The sequence below is a fragment of the Streptomyces sp. NPDC029044 genome (assembly GCF_040637495.1).
Lineage (GTDB): Bacteria > Actinomycetota > Actinomycetes > Streptomycetales > Streptomycetaceae > Streptomyces.
On sequence record NZ_JBEZWN010000019.1, the window covers coordinates 100,672 to 117,801 of the forward strand.

The 17,130-nt window shown below is 71.9% G+C and carries 19 protein-coding genes and 1 tRNA gene; 8 read left to right on the forward strand and 12 right to left on the reverse strand.

Annotated elements, in window-relative coordinates:
* Window positions 1–192: 192 nt before the first annotated feature.
* Complete coding sequence (ugpC, locus tag AB0E85_RS18175; RefSeq protein WP_361927871.1) at window positions 193–1,281, reverse strand: sn-glycerol-3-phosphate ABC transporter ATP-binding protein UgpC; 1,089 nt, start codon at window positions 1,279–1,281, stop codon at window positions 193–195.
* A gap of 186 nt (window positions 1,282–1,467) precedes the next feature.
* The gene (locus tag AB0E85_RS18180) at window positions 1,468–2,460 is read right to left on the reverse strand and encodes a WYL domain-containing protein (RefSeq protein ID WP_361927873.1); all 993 of its coding nucleotides are present in this window, start codon (window positions 2,458–2,460) and stop codon (window positions 1,468–1,470) included.
* Between the two features lie 99 nt (window positions 2,461–2,559).
* Here AB0E85_RS18180 and AB0E85_RS18185 point away from each other — a divergent pair, with 99 nt between their 5' ends.
* Window positions 2,560–3,021 (forward strand): DUF3224 domain-containing protein, encoded by a 462-nt coding sequence (locus AB0E85_RS18185; protein WP_361927875.1) that lies wholly within the window; start codon window positions 2,560–2,562, stop codon window positions 3,019–3,021.
* Window positions 3,022–3,078: 57 nt separating this feature from the next.
* Window positions 3,079–3,152: transfer RNA gene (locus AB0E85_RS18190), tRNA-Thr, on the forward strand.
* 53 nt (window positions 3,153–3,205) lie between these two features.
* Here AB0E85_RS18190 and AB0E85_RS18195 read toward each other — a convergent pair.
* Together AB0E85_RS18195 and AB0E85_RS18200 are read right to left on the reverse strand one after the other, a co-directional pair.
* Window positions 3,206–3,856, reverse strand: coding sequence for a L,D-transpeptidase (locus tag AB0E85_RS18195; protein WP_361927878.1), 651 nt, complete (start codon window positions 3,854–3,856; stop codon window positions 3,206–3,208).
* Window positions 3,846–4,355, reverse strand: a complete 510-nt coding sequence (locus AB0E85_RS18200; protein WP_361927880.1) for a SigE family RNA polymerase sigma factor — start codon at window positions 4,353–4,355, stop codon at window positions 3,846–3,848. The genes AB0E85_RS18195 and AB0E85_RS18200 overlap by 11 nt, the downstream gene beginning before the upstream one ends.
* Before the next feature lie 149 nt (window positions 4,356–4,504).
* Here AB0E85_RS18200 and AB0E85_RS18205 point away from each other — a divergent pair, with 149 nt between their 5' ends.
* A complete protein-coding gene (locus AB0E85_RS18205) occupies window positions 4,505–4,888 on the forward strand; it encodes a hypothetical protein (protein ID WP_361927883.1) in 384 nt (127 codons plus the stop codon).
* Between the two features lie 69 nt (window positions 4,889–4,957).
* Here the strand turns inward: AB0E85_RS18205 and AB0E85_RS18210 are convergent, their stop codons facing one another.
* The 3 genes from AB0E85_RS18210 to AB0E85_RS18220 form a co-directional block, all read right to left on the reverse strand.
* A complete protein-coding gene (locus AB0E85_RS18210; protein ID WP_361927886.1) occupies window positions 4,958–5,848 on the reverse strand; it encodes an aminoglycoside phosphotransferase family protein in 891 nt (296 codons plus the stop codon).
* 77 nt (window positions 5,849–5,925) lie between these two features.
* On the reverse strand, window positions 5,926–6,909 hold the full coding sequence (locus tag AB0E85_RS18215; protein WP_361927889.1) for a zinc-binding dehydrogenase: 984 nt from the start codon (window positions 6,907–6,909) through the stop codon (window positions 5,926–5,928).
* A 44-nt stretch (window positions 6,910–6,953) separates the two neighbouring features.
* Window positions 6,954–8,114, reverse strand: coding sequence for an FAD-dependent oxidoreductase (locus AB0E85_RS18220; protein WP_361927892.1), 1,161 nt, complete (start codon window positions 8,112–8,114; stop codon window positions 6,954–6,956).
* A 140-nt stretch (window positions 8,115–8,254) separates the two neighbouring features.
* Here AB0E85_RS18220 and AB0E85_RS18225 point away from each other — a divergent pair, with 140 nt between their 5' ends.
* Window positions 8,255–8,932 (forward strand): pentapeptide repeat-containing protein, encoded by a 678-nt coding sequence (locus AB0E85_RS18225; protein ID WP_361927894.1) that lies wholly within the window; start codon window positions 8,255–8,257, stop codon window positions 8,930–8,932.
* A gap of 23 nt (window positions 8,933–8,955) precedes the next feature.
* Here the strand turns inward: AB0E85_RS18225 and AB0E85_RS18230 are convergent, their stop codons facing one another.
* Entirely contained in the window at window positions 8,956–9,456 is a 501-nt protein-coding gene (locus tag AB0E85_RS18230; protein WP_184561072.1) for a hypothetical protein, read from the reverse strand.
* Window positions 9,457–9,613: 157 nt separating this feature from the next.
* On the opposite strand from AB0E85_RS18230, the gene AB0E85_RS18235 reads away from it, so the two are divergent.
* Window positions 9,614–11,014 (forward strand): M1 family metallopeptidase, encoded by a 1,401-nt coding sequence (locus AB0E85_RS18235; RefSeq protein WP_361927929.1) that lies wholly within the window; start codon window positions 9,614–9,616, stop codon window positions 11,012–11,014.
* Between the two features lie 4 nt (window positions 11,015–11,018).
* Here AB0E85_RS18235 and AB0E85_RS18240 read toward each other — a convergent pair whose 3' ends face one another.
* Together AB0E85_RS18240 and AB0E85_RS18245 are read right to left on the reverse strand one after the other, a co-directional pair.
* The gene (locus tag AB0E85_RS18240) at window positions 11,019–11,531 is read right to left on the reverse strand and encodes a GNAT family N-acetyltransferase (protein WP_361927897.1); all 513 of its coding nucleotides are present in this window, start codon (window positions 11,529–11,531) and stop codon (window positions 11,019–11,021) included.
* 194 nt (window positions 11,532–11,725) lie between these two features.
* On the reverse strand, window positions 11,726–12,301 hold the full coding sequence (locus AB0E85_RS18245; protein ID WP_030829245.1) for a TerD family protein: 576 nt from the start codon (window positions 12,299–12,301) through the stop codon (window positions 11,726–11,728).
* 160 nt (window positions 12,302–12,461) lie between these two features.
* Here AB0E85_RS18245 and arfB point away from each other — a divergent pair, with 160 nt between their 5' ends.
* Window positions 12,462–12,899 carry an alternative ribosome rescue aminoacyl-tRNA hydrolase ArfB gene (gene arfB, locus AB0E85_RS18250; protein WP_361927900.1) on the forward strand — a complete coding sequence of 146 codons (438 nt, stop codon included), beginning with the start codon at window positions 12,462–12,464 and terminating at the stop codon, window positions 12,897–12,899.
* Between the two features lie 9 nt (window positions 12,900–12,908).
* Here the strand turns inward: arfB and AB0E85_RS18255 are convergent, their stop codons facing one another.
* Window positions 12,909–13,376: a GNAT family N-acetyltransferase gene (locus tag AB0E85_RS18255; protein WP_361927902.1), complete on the reverse strand. Its 468-nt coding sequence runs from the start codon at window positions 13,374–13,376 to the stop codon at window positions 12,909–12,911.
* 45 nt (window positions 13,377–13,421) lie between these two features.
* Window positions 13,422–14,006 carry a flavin reductase family protein gene (locus tag AB0E85_RS18260; protein WP_361927905.1) on the reverse strand — a complete coding sequence of 195 codons (585 nt, stop codon included), beginning with the start codon at window positions 14,004–14,006 and terminating at the stop codon, window positions 13,422–13,424.
* Between the two features lie 337 nt (window positions 14,007–14,343).
* On the opposite strand from AB0E85_RS18260, the gene cdgB reads away from it, so the two are divergent.
* Together cdgB and AB0E85_RS18270 are read left to right on the forward strand one after the other, a co-directional pair.
* Window positions 14,344–15,999 carry a diguanylate cyclase CdgB gene (gene cdgB / locus AB0E85_RS18265; RefSeq protein WP_361927907.1) on the forward strand — a complete coding sequence of 552 codons (1,656 nt, stop codon included), beginning with the start codon at window positions 14,344–14,346 and terminating at the stop codon, window positions 15,997–15,999.
* A 117-nt stretch (window positions 16,000–16,116) separates the two neighbouring features.
* Entirely contained in the window at window positions 16,117–17,058 is a 942-nt protein-coding gene (locus AB0E85_RS18270) for a CBM35 domain-containing protein (RefSeq protein WP_361927910.1), read from the forward strand.
* Window positions 17,059–17,130: the final 72 nt, after the last annotated feature.

Here is a 17,130-nt window from a genome sequence, read left to right on the forward strand (position 1 = left end):
GTTTGTAGACATTTAGTCACCGGTTCGGGGGATGAGAGAGTCCCACTTTCCGGGTAGGGGGTTGACGCACACAGCTCGAAACGTCCGGTCTGCCGGGGTTTTTGTCGACAACGGAAAGGGCCCCGCGGCGCGCCGCGGGGCCCTCTTCGTCAACCTGGGTGATTCACCCGGGGTTGTGCGTTCGCTGGTTGATCAGTCGGACAGGCGTGCACCGGTCGACGTCGAGAACACGTGGGTCTCGCCGGAGCGGGGCACGATGTGCAGCTGGCTGCCCTTCTCCGGGACGTCACGGCCGCTGACGCGGACGACGAGGTCCTTGGAGTCGTCGCCGACCTTGGCGGTGCCGTAGACGTACGCGTCGGCGCCGAGCTCCTCGACGACGTTGACGGTGACGGCCAGGCCCTGCTCGACGTCCGGGCCGGCCACGTCGAAGTGCTCGGGGCGGACGCCGACGGTGACGGTCTTGTCGGTGGCGGCGGCGATCGCGTCACGCTGCACCGGCACGACCGACTTGCCGAACTTCACGCCGCCGTCGGTGATCGGCACCTCGACGAGGTTCATCGCCGGGGAGCCGATGAAGCCGGCGACGAAGAGGTTCGCGGGCTTGTCGTACATGTTGCGCGGGGTGTCGATCTGCTGGAGCAGACCGTCCTTGAGGACCGCCACGCGGTCGCCCATCGTCATGGCCTCGACCTGGTCGTGGGTGACGTAGACGGTGGTGATGCCCAGGCGCCGCTGGAGCGAGGCGATCTGCGTACGCGTGGACACACGGAGCTTGGCGTCCAGGTTCGACAGCGGCTCGTCCATGAGGAAGACCTGGGGCTCACGCACGATGGCGCGGCCCATGGCGACACGCTGGCGCTGACCGCCGGAGAGGGCCTTCGGCTTGCGGTCCAGGTACTCGGTGAGGTCGAGGATCTTCGCGGCCTCTTCGACCTTCTGCCGGATCTCCGCCTTGTTGACGCCGGCGATCTTGAGCGCGAAGCCCATGTTGTCGGCGACGGTCATGTGCGGGTAGAGCGCGTAGTTCTGGAACACCATGGCGATGTCCCGGTCCTTCGGCGGCAGGTGCGTGACGTCGCGGTCGCCGATGCGGATGGCGCCGCCGTTGACGTCCTCCAGGCCCGCGAGCATGCGGAGCGAGGTGGACTTGCCGCAGCCGGAGGGGCCGACGAGGACGAGGAACTCGCCGTCCTCGATGTCGATCTCCAGCGCGTCGACGGCGGGCTTGGTGGAACCCGGGTAGATCCGGGTCGCCTTGTCGAACGAGACAGTGGCCATGGTGAATGAACCCCTTCTACCGGCAGGAACGTGCCGGACGATCCGAGTAGGAAGGCGGTGCCACGACGGTGATTCCGTTGTGGTGTAGTCCACGCGTGTGAACTGGCTCAGGACGGTACCTGGCGTTCACACGTCTGTCAGTAGTTCCGGGCCTGTGAACTTCGCGGAAATTTTCGAAGCGGCACGTTACGGCTGACCGGACCTGTTGGTTTCCGTTTCCCCGTAACGGTCCGCGAGCACCGCCGCCGCCCGGGCCACGGCCTGCCGGAGCCCGGGAGGGCCGAGCACCTCCGCCTCCACGCCGAGCCGGAGCAGATCGCCCACGGCCACCGCCTCCGACTCCACGGTCAGCTCCACCTCCACCCAGCCCTCCCCGTCGGGCGGGCCCGCGCTGCCCAGGGCCCGTACGCCCGCCGCGCCGAACTGCATCGGCAGCAGCTTCCGCGCCCGCGGTGAGATCCGCAGTCGGGCGGTGTCCTGCTGCAGAGCGGCCTCCAGACGCCGGGAGGACTCGGCCCAGTAGGCGGCCAGGTCGAACCCGGCGGGCCGCTCGAAGACGTCCCCCGTCTCCTCCACGTCCAGCACGCGCGAGACCCGGTAGGTCCGTACGGCCTCCTCCGCGAGGGCCACCAGGTACCAGATGCCGCCCTTCAGGACGAGCCCCAGTGGCCGCACTTCCCGGCGCACCTCGCCGCGCCAGCGCCGGTAGTGCAGCCGCAGGGTCCGCCGCTCCCACACGGCCGCCGCCACGGCCTCCAGGCACGGCACCGGGTCGGCCTCCCGGAACCAGGCGGGGGCGTCCAGATGGAACCGCTCCTGGACGCGCCGCGCCTGCGCGGACAGCTCGGCGGGCAGGGCCGCCTGGACCTTCAGCTGGGCGCTGGCCAGGACGGCCCCAAGACCCAGGTCCCGGGCCGGCCCGGGCATCCCGGCGAGGAACAGCGAACCGGCCTCGGCGTCGGTCAGACCGGTCAGCCGCGTCCGGTACCCCTCGACCAGCCGGTAGCCGCCCTCGGGCCCCCGGTCGGCGCACACCGGCACACCGGCCGCCCCCAGCGCCTCGACGTCCCGGTAGACCGTCCGCACCGACACCTCCAGCTCGGCGGCGAGCTCGGGTGCGGTCATCCGCCCGCGGTTCTGGAGCAGCAGGAGCAGGGAGAGGAGCCGGTCGGCGCGCATGGGGCCATTGTCCCGGCGTACGTCCCGTACCTGACAGGAGATGTCAGGTACGGCGTCCAAGCTGGTCGGAGGACACCAGCCCGACCGAGAGGACCACCCATGCCCGGCACCACCAGCATCGTCACCACCAACGGTCACTTCACCTTCGCCGACTGGCAGGAACGCGTGATCGCCCCCGGCGAGGACGCGAACCCCCGCCTCGCCCACGCCTCCGTCCGGAACACCTTCACGGGCGGCATCGAGGCGGCCGGGACGACCTGCGAGTACTCGATCGTCTACGTCACCGCGAAGACCGGCTCCTTCAGCGGCATGGAACTCCTCACCGGCCGCGTCGAGGGCCGTGAGGGGAGTTTCGCTGTCGAGGAGTGGGGATTCTTCGGCGAGGACGGCGCCGTCCACTGCACCTTCGAGGTGGTGCCGGGGTCGGGGAGCGGGGAGCTGACCGGCCTCACCGGAAAGGGCGACTTCACCGCACGCCATGGTGAGACGACGGTGGCGTATCGCTTCGCCTACGAGCTGGCCGGGGAGCCCGCCCGGACGGAACTTCGTGGCTCGGCGTAACGGGCTCTGTGTACAGTGGTGCCGCCCTCGCGCACGACAACCCGGCGCACGGCACCCGCCTCCTTAGCTCAGCTGGCCAGAGCAACGCACTTGTAATGCGTAGGTCGTCGGTTCGAATCCGACAGGGGGCTCTGCTGAAACCCCAGGTCAGGCTTCTCTGACCTGGGGCTTTGTGTGTTCGCCGTCAGTCTGGGGACGGGCCTGTGCGGTTGATGCGGACGACGTCGCCGGGCTTCAGCAGCTCGTAGCACCACTTCGCATCCGCCGAGCGCAGGCCGATCCAGCCGTGTGTGACGTCGCGCTCGCCGGGGGCCTGCTCGTTGAAGGTCAGGGCGACGAGGTAGTTGGTCGTGCCGTCGGCGGCCCGTAGCTCGACCACCCAGCGCATGGCGACGTCGTACTCCTCGCCCAGGCCGACGGTCGCACCCGGCAGGCGCCGTTCGGGGTACTTGGCGACGACGGTCATCCGGCCGGTCGGAGTCGGATGCTGTGCGGTGCCGCCGGAGACGGGCAACCGGCGCCCGGACAGGGCGAGTTCGTGTCGCGTGAGGTCGACCGTCGCCGTCGCGTGCTGCTGTGGCGGTGACGGCCGTGGTGGTGCGCTGGCGCTCACGGCGGCGGGTGGTGCGGGGCGGGCGTCGTCGTGACCGGTGAACGCCACCGCCAGGCCACCGGCGAGGGCCAGTGCGACGGCGGCGGCCCCGCCCGCGTACATCGCGCGGCGCCGGCGTCCCCGGCGCTCGGCCAGCCGCCTGATCTCCCGCGCCGGCACCGACGGGGCGGCACGATGCCGGTCGGCGACCTCGTGCAGAAGGTCGGAGAGGTCATCGGACACGGTCACCCTCCTTCTCACCGCTGTTCCGCCCGGGGTCGAGATGCACGGCGAGCGCGGCCCTGCCGCGTGACAGGCGGGCCTTCACCGTTCCCACGGCGGCGCCGGTCTCGGAGGCCACCTGTTCCACGCTCAGGTCGCACAAATGGTGCAGGACGATCGCGGTGCGCTGTGCCTGCGGCAGCCTGCGCAGGGCCTGGACCAGCGCGGTGTGCTCCGGGCCGGGTCCCGGGACATGCTCGGGGGCGGCGTGGTGGCGCACCAGTTCCAGCCAGCGCCGGGCACGACGCCAGCGGCTGACCGCGAGCCGTATCGCGACCGTACGCACCCACGCCTCCGGCGCCTCGTCGGTCAGCATCTCGCGCCGTCGGTCCCAGGCGCGCACGAACGCTTCCTGGACGACGTCCTGCGCCTCCGCCAGATCCCCCGTCACGGCGTAGACCCGCCCGACCAGCCGCGGGAAGGCCGAGGCGTAGAAGATGTCGAACTCCTCCTCGGTCATGCCCCGTTGCGCCCCCGTGTGGTCCTCGCCCGGAAGTCCGGGAAAAGAATTCCGAATCCGCTGCAACCCGACTGCCGTGCCGTGCGTACAGGTGGCGTACATGGAAGCACAGGCAGCGAGTTGCGCGTGATCGAAGGAGACGGACGACGATGCAGCGTTTCACCACACGTTCGAGGATCAAGCTCATGACGGCGGCGGCCGCGGCGGTCCTCGTCGGGGCCGGTACGGCGGCTCCGGCGGCCGCCGCGCCGGACCAGCAGACCGAGCGGGCCGCCGCGACCGTGCGTGCCAGTCAGACGGTCGTCACCTGGATCAACGGCAATGTGCGGGTCGGCCCGGCGGTGGGCTACCGGATCGCCTACACGGTCGCACCGAACCAGAGCCTCAGCGCCGAATGCTGGCTCGTGGGCGGTCCGGTCACCGCCAACGGCATCAGCCACGACAAGTGGGTGCTGCTCTCGGACGGCAACTACATCTGGGGCGGCCTGCTCAAGGGCAACGAGGTGGGCAACGTGTCCAGGCCCTGCTTCTGACGGACCGGCACCGGGCCGCGGTACGACGAGGGGGTACCGCGGCCCGGGCTGCTCGCTGCCCCTCCCGTATCAGCGGCCCCGACCGCGCAGGCGTCGGGCGATCTCCAACTGGGCGTCGTCGACGGGACGTTCGTCCTCGATGTCCCACAGGGTGTTCTGGAGGAGGCGGGCGAGGGTCCAGGCGCGGGCCCTGGGGCGGTCCAGGGCGAGGATGTCGGTCATGGCGTCGAAGCGCCAGAGGATGTCGTCGGGGTCGTAGCGGTTGTCGAGGGCGGGCCACAGTTCGAAGCCGGGGTCCCCCGCGAGGGGCTTGGGGTCGATCGCGAGCCAGGGGGCGCGGTCGGAGGCGAGGACGTTCTCGTCGTGCAGGTCCCAGTGGAGGAGACGGTCGCCCGGCTCGTCCACGACCTCGCGCAGCGCGGCCGCGCAGTCGGAGACCAGGCGGCGGGATTCCGGGTCGGGGATGCGGGCCAGGGCCCAGGACGTCTGGTCGAGCATGCCGCGGGCGATGTCGCCGAGGCGGCGCATGCCGAGCGGGGCCGGGAACGACGTGAGGTGGGCCAGGAGCTCGGCGATGGTGACCACGGCCTCGTGGGCGTCCGGCACGTGGGACAGCATGCGGTTCTGGTCGAGGCGTTCCAGCAGCATGGTGCCGGTGGGCTCGTCGTGGTCGAGGAGACGGACGGCTCCGTCGCCGTTCCAGGCGCGCAGCGCGACCGGCTCGCCCTCGCTCTCCTCGTCGAGGATCTGGAGCTTGAGGACCGCCGGGGTGCCGTCGGCGGTCCGGATGACCGGGATGACCAGGGCGGAGACGCCGTGCATGGGCGGTCCGTCGGGGCTGAGGTCCCAGTGGTCGAGGAAGCGGGCCGACTGCTCCGGCAGTCCGGCGATGAAGACGCGGCCCGCCTCTCCGTTGAACTTCTCCTGTGATGCCGCCAGTTCCCGGGGAATGTCGATCACCCTCGGCACGGTAGTGGGGCGCGCCGGGTGGGGCATGCGATTTTGCCGGCGCGCACCAGCCTGGTCGCCGGGGCCGGTCAGGGCTCCAGGACCACCTTTCCGATCGTGCCCCGCGTCTCCAGCGCCCGGTGCGCCGCCGCGGCCTCGGCGAGCGGGAAGCGCTGCACCGCCGGGGTGAGCCGGCCTGCTGCGGCCTCGGTGAGGGCGCGCAGTTCCAGGGTGCGGACGGGGTCGGGTCCGCCGGTCTTCCCCAGCATCACCGGGCCGAGGACCTCCTCGGAGACGCCTTCGACGAGGTAGGGGCCCCCGTCCCGGATGCCCTCGCCGGACCAGCCGAAGACGATGTGCCTGCCGCCCGGGCCGAGGAGGGCGACGGCCTCGCGGGCGATGTCGCCGCCGACGCCGTCGAAGACGACGGTCGCGGTACGGCCGCCGAGGTGCGCACGGACCTTCGCGGGCCAGGCGGGGTCCTTGTAGTCGACGGCGAGGTCGGCGCCGCCCGCCTGCACCCGGGCGGTCTTCTCCGGCCCGCCCGCGAGGCCCACGACCATCGCCCCGGCGTTCTTGGCGTACTGCACCAGGAGGGTGCCGAGGCCTCCGGCGGCCGCCGGGACGACGACCACGGAGTCGGGGCCGAGGTCGGCGAACTGGAGGATCCCCATCGCCGTACGGCCCGTGCCGATCATGGCGACGGCCTCGGCGAAGTCCAGGTTCGCGGGGATCTCGTGCAGACGCTCGACCTCGGTGACGGCCAGCTCGGCGTAGCCGCCCGGGACGAAGCCGAGGTGGGCGACGACCGGCTTGCCGCGCCACACCTCGGCCACGCCCTCGCCCAGGGACTCGACGACACCGGCGACCTCGCGGCCGGGGATGGTCGGCAGCGGCGTCGGCTCGGCCGCCGGGCCGCCCCGCATGCCCTCGCGCAGGGCGGCGTCCAGGAGGTGGACGCCCGCCGCGCGGACGGCGATACGGACCTGGCCCGGTCCCGGCAGGGGGTCCTCGACCCGCTCGTAGCCGAGGTTCTCGGCCGGGCCGAAGGCGTGCAGGCGGACGGCGTGCATGGCGACTCCTCTGTAAGGGCGTTCGGTGCGAGCAGTCTTCAACCTCAAGCTTGCTTGAGGTCAAGCTCGTGCCGGCCGAGGGCCAGGGAGACCGCCGTCAGGGCGCTGTTGAAGGACACCTCCGACAGCACGCCGGGGGCCGCGACCTGGTCACCGGCGAGGTAGACCCCGTCGCCCCGGTCTACGGCCGGCCGGTCGCGCCAGCTGGTGCCGGGGAGGTCGACCGCGCCCGTACGGCCGTTCGCCACCGACTCGCGCCGCCAGGTGAGCCGTTCGCGCCAGCCCGGGAAGCCCAGGTCGAGCAACTGCTCGGCGCGGGCGGCGCCGTCGGCCTTCGACTCGTGCGGGGCGATGGGGATCTGCCCCTGGATCAGCTGCTCGCCGGCCGGGGCGAGACTGCGGTCCTGGGCGGTGAACCGTTCGAGCCAGCCGGGCGCGTCCAGGTCGGAGACCGCGAAGGCGTCGCCGCGCCGGGTGCGCACGGCCAGGTCGACGAGGGCGGTACGGCCGCTCGGCCAGGTCAGGGAGTCGTCGCCGAGCAGACGGCGGGCGGCGTCGAGGGAGGTGGCGACGACGACCGGCGTGTCGGTGGGGAGCGTGTCGACGCGGGACAGCGTCTCCATCCGGACGCCAAGGTTCCAGGCGCGGGCGGCCATCCGGTCGATGAGGCTCGCCCAGCCGCCACGCGGGTAGTGCGCCTCGGGCGGCAGCTTGGTGGCGCGGCGCAGCCGCTCCTGCACGAACGCGGCCGACAGCGACCCGGGGTCGTGGTGGAACAGGGCGACCGCCGAGTAGTGGGCGGCGGCCCGGGCCCCCTCCTCGCCCGCGATGCCGGTCGCCCAGGTCAGGAAGTCGGCGTCGACGGGTGCCTGCCGGCCCGTCCGGCGCAGCAGTTTCAGCATCGCGAAGGGCGGGGTGCGGCGCAGCACCCCCTGGTGCCGCAGCCGGAGCCGGGCCGCTTCCAGGGGCGGCAGCGGGGCGAGCGGCCCGATGAGGTCGCGCTGCTTGAGCCAGGCCCAGTGCGGGCCGCCGTTGTAGAGGGCGTGCGGGCCCTCGTTGGTGCGGTACGGGCCCTCGGCTGTGCGTGCCCGGCCGCCGAGCGTGTGGTGGGCCTCGTGCAGGGTGACCCTGGCGCCCGCCTCGGCAGCGGTGATGGCCGCGGTCAGTCCGGCGAAGCCGCCGCCGATGACGGTGATGCGGTGCATGACTGTGGTTCTCCCTCGGGTCGGGGCTGCCTTCTGCCCGTACGACCGATCGGGGGCGCCGGAATGTGACATCACCGGTGTCCGCGCAGGTCAGGGGCGGGTCATGGTCGGTTGTCAGTGGTGGGGTGCAGCATGGGCGCATGGCGAGGAGAGCGGCGGGCGGTACGGGTGTGAAGGGCGCGCGGCGACCGGAGGTGCGGCTGCCGGTGCTGGAGCCGTACGAGGGCGGTGGACTGGAGCCGGACGGGGACTACGACGGGCTGGACTTCCGGGAGACCGACCTCACCGGGCAGGACGGCTCGGGCGCCCGCTTCATGGACTGCGCGCTGACGGGCTGCGCGCTGGACGAGACCCGGCTGCGGCACGCCCGCGTCCTGGACTCCACCTTCACGGGCGTGCGCGGCGTCGGCACCGACCTCGCCGAGGCGACCCTGCGCGACGTGGAGCTGACCGATGCCCGGCTCGGCGGACCGCAGCTGCACGGGGCGGTGCTGGAGCGGGTGCTGATCCGCGGCGGCAAGATCGACTATCTGAACCTGCGCACGGCCCGCCTCAGAGACGTCGTCTTCGAGGGCTGCGTCCTGGTCGAGCCGGACTTCGGCGGTGCCCGCCTGGAGCGCGTGGAGTTCGTGGACTGCGCGCTGAAGGGCGCCGACTTCCATGCGGCGACCCTGACGGACGTCGACCTGCGCGGCGCCGCTTCCCTGGAGATCGGCCGCGGGCTGGACCGGCTGTCGGGGGCGGTGATCAGCACGGCGCAGCTGCTGGACCTGGCACCCGCGCTGGCCGCGCAGTGGGGGATCCGCGTGGAGGGCTGACCGGGGCGGCGTTCAGGGGGCGTTCAGGGCAGGCGGGGGAAGCGGGCCTGGAGGGTCCAGATCGCCGGGTTCTCCGCGAGGTCGTCGTGCAGGTCGGTGAGGTCGGCGATCAGGTCGTGCAGGAAGTCCCGTGCCTCGCGGCGCAGTTCGCTGTGGGAGACGGTGAGGGCGGGCTCCTCCGCGCGCATCCAGTCGGCCTCGATGTCCACCCAGCCGAAGCGGCGCTCGAACAGCATCCGGTCCGTCGACTCGGTGAAGTCCAGTTCCGCCCGCTGCGGCCGGGAGGCCCGCGAACCCGCCGGGTCCCGGTCGATCCGCTCCACGATGTCGCACAGCGCCCAAGCGAAGTCGAGCACCGGCACCCATCCCCAGGCTGTGGACACCTCGTGATCGGTCTTGGTGTCCGCCAGGTAGACGTCCCCGCAGAACAGGTCGTGCCGCAGCGCCCGGACGTCCGCGCGGCGGTAGTCGGTCTGCGGCGGGTCGGGGAAGCGGTTGGAGAGGGCGTAGCCGATGTCGAGCACGGAGGTGATGGTGTCACGCGCCCGTAGGATCGCGTCCGTGGCCCGATCTGTACGCCTTGTCCCCACCCTGTCCGTCCCCACCCTGTCCGTCCCCACCCTGCCCGTCCCCACCCCGTCCCCAGCCACCCCGCCCGCCCCCGCGCTGCCCGTCTCCGCTCTGCTCGCCTCCGCCCTGCCCGTCTCCGCTCTGCTCGCCTCCGCTTTCCTCCTCACCGCGTGCGGCGGCGGAGTGCACGGCACCCCGGGCGGCTCCGGCGTCCGCGACCCCTACTTCCCGAAGGCGGGCAACGGCGGCTACGACGTCTCCCACTACGGCCTGCGCCTCGCCTACGACCCCGGCGCCCACCACCTCACCGGCACGGCCACCCTCACCGCCCGCGCGACGAAGGACCTCTCCGCCTTCAACCTCGACCTGCTCGGCATGGAGGTCGAGAAGATCACCGTCGACGGCGAGACGGCCCGCTGGAACCGCGCCGGGCAGGAGCTCACCGTCCGCCCGCGGGAAGACGTCGACCGGGACGCGACGTTCAGCGTGACGGTCCGCTACGCGGGCGCACCCGAGACCGTCACGGACCCGGACGGCTCCCGGGAAGGCTGGCTGCGCACCACGGACGGGGCGCTCGCGCTGGGCGAGCCGACGGGGTCGATGGCATGGTTCCCCGGCAACCACCACCCCTCCGACAAGGCGGCGTACGACCTCACGGTGACCGTCCCGGAGGGGCTGCGGGCCGTGTCCAACGGGGAGTTGCGGAGCGAGACGACCGCCCGGGGGCGGACGACGTCCACCTGGCACATGGCACAGCCGATGGCGAGCTACCTCGCGACGGTCGCGATCGGCCGCTTCTCCGTCAGCCGGTCCACGGCGGGGCACCTGCCCGTGTACACGGCCGTCGACCCGGCCGAGGCGGCGGCGAGCCGGCCCGTGCTGGGGCGGCTGCCCGAGGTGCTGCGGTGGGCCGAGCGGCGGTTCGGGCCGTACCCCTTCTCCTCCACGGGCGCGATCGTCGACAGCGCCACGTCCGTCGGCTACGCGCTGGAGACCCAGAGCCGGCCGGTGTTCCCCGGGGCGCCCGACATCACGCTCCTCGTCCACGAGTTGGCCCACCAGTGGTACGGCGACTCGGTCTCGCCGGAGAGCTGGCGGGACATGTGGCTCAACGAGGGCTTCGCGACGTACGCGGAGTGGCTGTGGGAGGAGGACCACGGCGGGGAGAGCGCGCAGGAGACCTTCGACGCGCTGTACTCGGGTGAGCACTTCGGCACGGAGGAGGAGGGGGAGGAGATCTGGGAGTTCCCACCGGCCGACCCGCCGGGCGCCGCGCGGATCTCCGACCCGCCGGTGTACTTCCGGGGGGCGATGGTGCTCCAGAAGGTGCGGCAGGTGGTCGGGGACGACCGGTTCTTCTCCCTCCTCAAGGGGTGGGCGGCCGAGTACCGGTACGGCAACGCCGACACCGCCGACTTCACGGCCTACGCCGAGAAACAGGCGCCCGGGGCGGACTTGGAGGGCGTCTGGGAGGACTGGCTGTACGGGGAGGGCAGGCCGGAGCGGCCCTGAGGCCTCACGGCATGGTCAGTTCCTTGCGGAGGACGGTGCAGGGGCGCCCCATCCCGAGGTCCGCACGCTGGTCGAGGACCTCGTAGCCCAGGGCGGTCCAGAAGGCCATGGCCTTCTGGTTGTTCGCCAGGACGGCCAGGCGGGCGGCGGTGCGGCCGGCCGCGCGGAAGCGGTCCTCCACGAGGGCGGCCAGGCGGCGGCCGTGGCCCTGCCCGTGCAGGCTCGCGTCGACCATCAGCAGGCCGATCCATGGGTCCGGGTCGGCGGGGTCGGGGTGGTGGGCGAGGGTGACGGCGATGCCGGTCAGACGGCCGGAGTCGCGGGCGAGCAGGATCTCGGTGCCGGGTGGCTCCCGCTCCTCGGCCAGCGCGGCGGCGACCTGCTCGGGGCGGATGTCCTCCGGGTCGGGGAAGTCACCGGTGAGGCGGTGGAACGCGGACTTGGAGGCGTAGAGGGCGGTCAGCTCCGCGAGCAGCGGATCGCCCAGGGCGGCCGGGGGCAGGGGATCGAGGATCACGGGGAGTGTCTCTGGAGGAGGGGGCTTCGCCGCCGTAGGGGCCGGGGCGCCTTGTCCGGTGCGGATGGGCTGTGGCCTGTCGCGCCCCGCGGCGGAGCCGCTGACCGGCACAGCCCCGCGCCCCTGGGGGCGGGAAGCCCCCCGGGCCGGTCGTACGGCCTGGGGGGCTTCCCCGCGAAACGCTCAGGCGTCCGTCAGACGTTCACGCCGAAGTCCTGGGCGATGCCGACCAGGCCCGAGGCGTAGCCCTGGCCGACCGCGCGGAACTTCCACTCCGCGCCGTTGCGGTAGAGCTCGCCGAAGACCATGGCCGTCTCCGTGGCCGCGTCCTCCGACAGGTCGTAGCGGGCGATCTCCGCGCCGCCGGCCTGGTTCACGATGCGGATGTAGGCGTTGCGGACCTGGCCGAAGTTCTGCGAGCGGTTCTCCGCGTCGTAGATCGAGACCGGGAAGACGATCTTGTCGATGTCGGCCGGGAGGGCGGCGAGGTTGACGTTGATCGCCTCGTCGTCGCCGGCGCCCTCGCCCGTGCGGTTGTCGCCGGTGTGGACGATCGTGTTGTCCGGCGTCTGCTTGTTGTTGAAGAAGACGAAGTGGGCGTCCGAGTAGACCTTGCCCTGCGTGTTGACCGCGATCGCGGAGGCGTCGAGGTCGAAGTCCGTGCCGGTGGTGGTGCGGACGTCCCAGCCGAGGCCCACGGTGACGGCGGTCAGGCCCGGAGCCTCCTTGGTGAGCGAGACGTTGCCACCCTTGGACAGGCTTACAGCCATTGTTGGGAGTCCCTTCCCTCGTTTACGTGCGGCAAAGAAGCTGCGGCACCGAAGCTACAGCTACCCCCATGAACGTGGAGAGGGGTACGCGAGGTTCCAGGTCCTTTACTTTCTTTACCCGCGATTATTCGGGTGACGTGGACGGGACAGGAGCGGGAACATGGACGGCATGTCCGGTCCTCATGTCATCCGCGGCTCCGTCTCCCTGCCCGAGGCCGAGCTCATGTGGCGTTTCTCGCGGTCGTCGGGGCCGGGCGGGCAGCACGTCAACACCAGTGACTCCAAGGTCGAGCTGAGCTTCGACCTGGCGAAGACCGAGGCGCTGCCCGCGGTGTGGAAGCAGCGGGCCCTGGAGCGGCTGGCCGGGCGGCTGGTCGACGGGGTCGTCACCGTACGGTCCTCCGAGCACCGCTCCCAGTGGCGCAACCGCGAGGCCGCGGCCGTACGCCTCACCGCGCTCCTGGCCGAGGCCACCGCACCCCCGCCCCGGCCCCGCAAACCCACCCGGATCCCCCGGGGCATCAACGAACGCCGGCTGCGGGAGAAGAAGCAGCGCTCGGAGACGAAGCGGGGGCGCTCCGCGCGGGACTGGGGCTAGCGGTCGGGGTCAGGCGAGCTTCAGCACCCCCACCGTCTCGCCTTCGCTGGTTTCCCCGTTCGGCCGGAAGCCGAGGCCGAGGTAGAAGTTCTCCGGGCCGTCGGCACCCGGGTGCCAGGTCACGTAGAGCTCGTCGCAGCCGCGTCGGCGCAGTTCGGCCGCCACCGACTCGACGGCGAACCGGCCGTAGCCCCTGCCCTGCTCACCGGCCGCGATGTTGAGCCGCCACAGGCCCGAGCGGCGGACGCTGCCGTCCTCGTACCAGTCGATGTCGAGGAAGGCCATCAGGAAGCCGACCGGGCGGTCGCCGTCGAGGATCAGGCGGGGCCAGGCGGTGCCGGGATGGACGTAGGCCTCGGCGAGGGACTTCACGACCGGGGCGACCGCGAACTCCTGCTCGGGGCGGACTCGGATGCCGAGCGCGGCGTCCAGGTTTCCGGGAGTGATCTCCGCGAGGTGCGTGCCGTTCTTGACCATGCGCGCACCCTAGAAGGGCGAATCGCTGCCGGGCCAACGATTTCCTCAGCCCAACTGCCGGTATCGGCCCCGGAAGTACGTCAGCGGGCCGCCCTCCGCGCTCGGCACCCGGGCCGTCAGGACGCGGCCGATGACCAGCGTGTGGTCGCCCGCCGGGACGCGCTGCTCGGTGCGGCACTCCAGGACGGCCAGGGCGCCGCCGACCAGCGGGGCGCCGGTGTACTCGCCCCGGGTGTACGGGATGTCGGCGAACAGCAGCCGGTCGCTGACCCGGCCCTTCATCGCGAACCGGCCCGCGATGTGCCGCTGGCTCTCGGAGAGGACCGAGACCGCCCACAGCTCCTGCTCCTCCAGCAGTTCGTCCATGCGGGAGCCCTCGCGCAGGCTCACCAGCACCAGGGGCGGGTCCAGGGACACCGACATGAAGGCCGTGGCGGTCATGCCCACGTCCTCGCCGCCCGGCGCCGTGGGGTCGTCCGGGTCGAGCGGCGGCTCCTGCGCGGTCACCAGGACCACACCCGAGGCCAGCCGGGCCATGGCGGCGCGGAACTCGTCGTTGCTCACCCCCTCAGCATGCCCGGAGGCGGGCGACGGAATGATCGGGGACGTGGCGGCGGGAGTGTTCGGCACGCCGGAAACGCTAATCTCCACCCCGCACGCCCCGCATCGGACCCCCGCCCGATCACGGTCCTAGGACTCCCGGCGGACCCTCGCGGCCGTTCGGAGAGCACGAAGGAAAAACATGTGCGCAACCTGACAAAGTTTGCGTTCGGTAGCCGCACGTGAAGAACGCAGAAACTCCACTCAATTGTTCAGGTTTGCCTGTGACTTGAGTCACAAGGGGCAGTAATTGTTGACCCTGTGTACCGAGTGGGCAGCGCGCTGTGATTCAGTGGCTGGGAAGCTGCCAGGACGATACGCCGACGAGACCCTTGAATCGCTGCGAGTAATCGGGGGGAGGGCGAGCATGGAGACCGAGTCGGAACCCTACGTCCGTCTTGCGTCCCTGCGACAACTGCACCAGGTCATGGCCGACATGAACACGGCCCGCAGCCTGGCGGACACATTGCAGACCGTCGCGGAGGGCGTGGTCGCCGCCCTCGGGTACGAGCTGGCGTGCGTGAACCTCGTACGGCCGGACGGCGACCTCGTCGTCGCCGCCTTCGCCGGGAACCCCGCCGCCGAGGCCCTCATCACCGGCCGCGTCGGATCGCGCGAGTCCTGGGAGCGCCGCCTCGGCATGGGAGAGCACTGGGGCGACCTGGTGTTCATACCGCACACCGAGGGCTGGGTCCTCGACGACGACGACGTCCCGCAGTGGTACACCGACGGCCCCGCCCCCCGCTTCGAGGACGAGTGGCACCCGGCCGACCGCCTCTTCGCCCCGATGTACGCGCCCGCCCCGAAGGGCAGCGGGAAGTGCGGCGAGCTGATCGGCGTGCTCTCCGTGGACCGGCCGCGCAACGGCCGCCGGCCCGGCGCCTGGGGCCGCGAGGCCCTCCAGATGTACGCCTTCCAGGCCGCCATCGCCATCAGCAACGCCCGGCTGCGCGCCAACATGCAGCGGGCCCTGGTCCGGCTGGAGCGCGAGCAGCAGGCCCTGCGGGCGAGCGAGGAAAGCTTCAGGCAGGCCTTCGAGTACGCACCGTCCGGCATGGCGATCGCCGAGATGGGCGGCGACCAGCACGGCCGGATCCTGCGCACCAACGACGCGCTGTGCCGGCTGCTGGGCCGCCCCGCCTCGGCGATGCGCCGCTACTCCTTCTCCGACCTGGTCCACCCCGAGGACATAGGCACCCTGCTGCGCACCTCGGCGGAGGGCGGGCGCGCGGAGCTCCGCCTCGGCCGCCGTGACGGCACGTACGTCTGGGTCAGCCTGCGCAACAGCGTGGTCGCGGACGCCGCCGACGGGCCGCGTTTCCTCCTCACCCACGTCGAGGACATCGAGGAGCGCAAGCGCCGCGAGCTCCAGCTCGCCCACCGCGCCTCGCACGACTCGCTCACCGGCCTGCCGAACTCCGCGGAGCTGCGCTCCCGCCTGTCCGCCCGGCTCTGTCAACGCGCGTCATCCCCGCACGCCGCCGCGGAGTCCGTCGACGCGGCCTACGGCCATCCGGCCTTCGACGCGGTCGGGCCCGGCTTCGACTTCCGGCAGGGTGAGCCGTACGACGCCTACGACCACCACGTGCACACCGTCGCCCCGGCCGGGGACCACGACGACGGCGCCAAGGGGCTCGCGGTGCTCTTCTGCGACCTCGACGGCTTCAAGTCGATCAACGACCGGTTCGGTCACAATGCGGGTGACGCGGTTCTCATCGAGGTCGCCCGGCGGCTGAGCAACGGTGTCCGCGACGGGGACACGGTCGCCCGGCTCGGGGGTGACGAATTCGTCATCCTGGCCGACGGGCTCGGCCGCGCCGACGCCCAGGACCTCGCGGTCCGGCTCCGCAACGAGATCATCCAGCCCATCCGTGCCGAGGGGCGGGCCGTCCGGGTGGGCGCCAGCTTCGGCATCGGATGGGCACACTGTGGAATGACGGCGGACGAAGTGTTGAAATCCGCTGACGAGCGGATGTACGTCGAGAAACGATCTCGTCCCAAACAACACAGACGCGCCGGGTGAAGCCCTGGTCAGCGAGTTGATGCGGTCTGAGTCACCCGTTTGGGTCTCTGGGAGCGGGTAGGCTCGCTTACTCACCCCTGTACCGCATGCACCGCACCTGACTGAGGAGACCAAGGGATGACGCCCGGCAACAACGGCGCGAGCACGCCCGAGGACGACGACCCGTTCGGCTATCTCTACGCCGACGGGCAGGCCAACGGGGCCCAGCCGCCGTCCGGGGGCTACGGCTACCCGAACTCGGTCAACCGGGTGCGCGCGGTCGGCACGCGCCAGTACGGCCAGCAGCCGCAGAACGCGCAGACCGCGCCGTACGGCCAGGTCCCGCAGCAGGCTTCTTACAGCCAGCCGAACGCGCACTACGCGGCGCCGGAGACGCTGCCGGGTGGTGCGCAGACGGCGCACCACGCCACTCCGGCGGGCGGCGGCGGCCGGGGCGGCCGCGGCCCCAACACCAAGGGGCTGCTGATCGGCGCGATCGCGGTGGTCGCCGCGGTCGTCATCGGCATCGGCGTGGCCATGCTGGGCGGCGACAAGGACAAGGACGACGCGTCCGACAAGCCGGGCCCGACCCCGACCCAGTCCGAGGAGTCGAAGCCGAGCCCTTCGACCAGCAAGGCCGGAGCGGCCAAGCAGGATCTCCCGGAGACCGACGCGAAGGCCCTGCGGCTCAGCCCCGGCATGACGACGGCGTCGGAGTTCAAGGGCGCCAAGGCCGACGGCGGGGTCTATGTGACGGGCTTCAACCAGGTCGGTGCCAAGGTGACCTGGACGGTCGACGGCATCGAGAAGGCCGGCAGCTACCGGCTGAACGTGCGCTACGGCGTCCCGGGCACCGACGCCGACGGGACCCTGGTGATCAACGGCAAGGCAAGCACCCGGCCCCTGGACATGAGCAACTTCGGGAACTCGCCCAAGGGCGACTGGGAGCAGGGCTGGAAGGAGACCTGGGCCATCGTGAACCTGACCAAGGGCACCAACACCATCGAGCTCGCCTGCAACGAGGGCAACAAGTGCGATGCGGTGCTCGACCAGTTCTCCCTGGCCCCGCCCAAGGGCTGACGCGACCGGCGCTTCACCACGGCGGCCGGGGGCCCCCCCCCCCCCCGGGGGGGGGCGCCCCGGGGGGAGGCC

Excerpts from the sequence above, each read along its gene's own strand:
- AB0E85_RS18185 (WP_361927875.1), top strand. The coding sequence starts at position 2,560 with ATGCCCGGCACCACCAGCATCGTCACCACCAACGGTCACTTCACCTTC.
- AB0E85_RS18220 (WP_361927892.1), bottom strand. The coding sequence starts at position 8,114 with ATGCACCGCATCACCGTCATCGGCGGCGGCTTCGCCGGACTGACCGCG.
- AB0E85_RS18205 (WP_361927883.1), top strand. The coding sequence starts at position 4,505 with ATGCAGCGTTTCACCACACGTTCGAGGATCAAGCTCATGACGGCGGCG.
- AB0E85_RS18200 (WP_361927880.1), bottom strand. The coding sequence starts at position 4,355 with ATGACCGAGGAGGAGTTCGACATCTTCTACGCCTCGGCCTTCCCGCGG.
- AB0E85_RS18225 (WP_361927894.1), top strand. The coding sequence starts at position 8,255 with ATGGCGAGGAGAGCGGCGGGCGGTACGGGTGTGAAGGGCGCGCGGCGA.
- AB0E85_RS18245 (WP_030829245.1), bottom strand. The coding sequence starts at position 12,301 with ATGGCTGTAAGCCTGTCCAAGGGTGGCAACGTCTCGCTCACCAAGGAG.
- cdgB (WP_361927907.1), top strand. The coding sequence starts at position 14,344 with ATGGAGACCGAGTCGGAACCCTACGTCCGTCTTGCGTCCCTGCGACAA.
- ugpC (WP_361927871.1), bottom strand. The coding sequence starts at position 1,281 with ATGGCCACTGTCTCGTTCGACAAGGCGACCCGGATCTACCCGGGTTCC.
- arfB (WP_361927900.1), top strand. The coding sequence starts at position 12,462 with ATGGACGGCATGTCCGGTCCTCATGTCATCCGCGGCTCCGTCTCCCTG.
- AB0E85_RS18215 (WP_361927889.1), bottom strand. The coding sequence starts at position 6,909 with ATGCACGCCGTCCGCCTGCACGCCTTCGGCCCGGCCGAGAACCTCGGC.
- AB0E85_RS18255 (WP_361927902.1), bottom strand. The coding sequence starts at position 13,376 with ATGGTCAAGAACGGCACGCACCTCGCGGAGATCACTCCCGGAAACCTG.
- AB0E85_RS18270 (WP_361927910.1), top strand. The coding sequence starts at position 16,117 with ATGACGCCCGGCAACAACGGCGCGAGCACGCCCGAGGACGACGACCCG.
- AB0E85_RS18180 (WP_361927873.1), bottom strand. The coding sequence starts at position 2,460 with ATGCGCGCCGACCGGCTCCTCTCCCTGCTCCTGCTGCTCCAGAACCGC.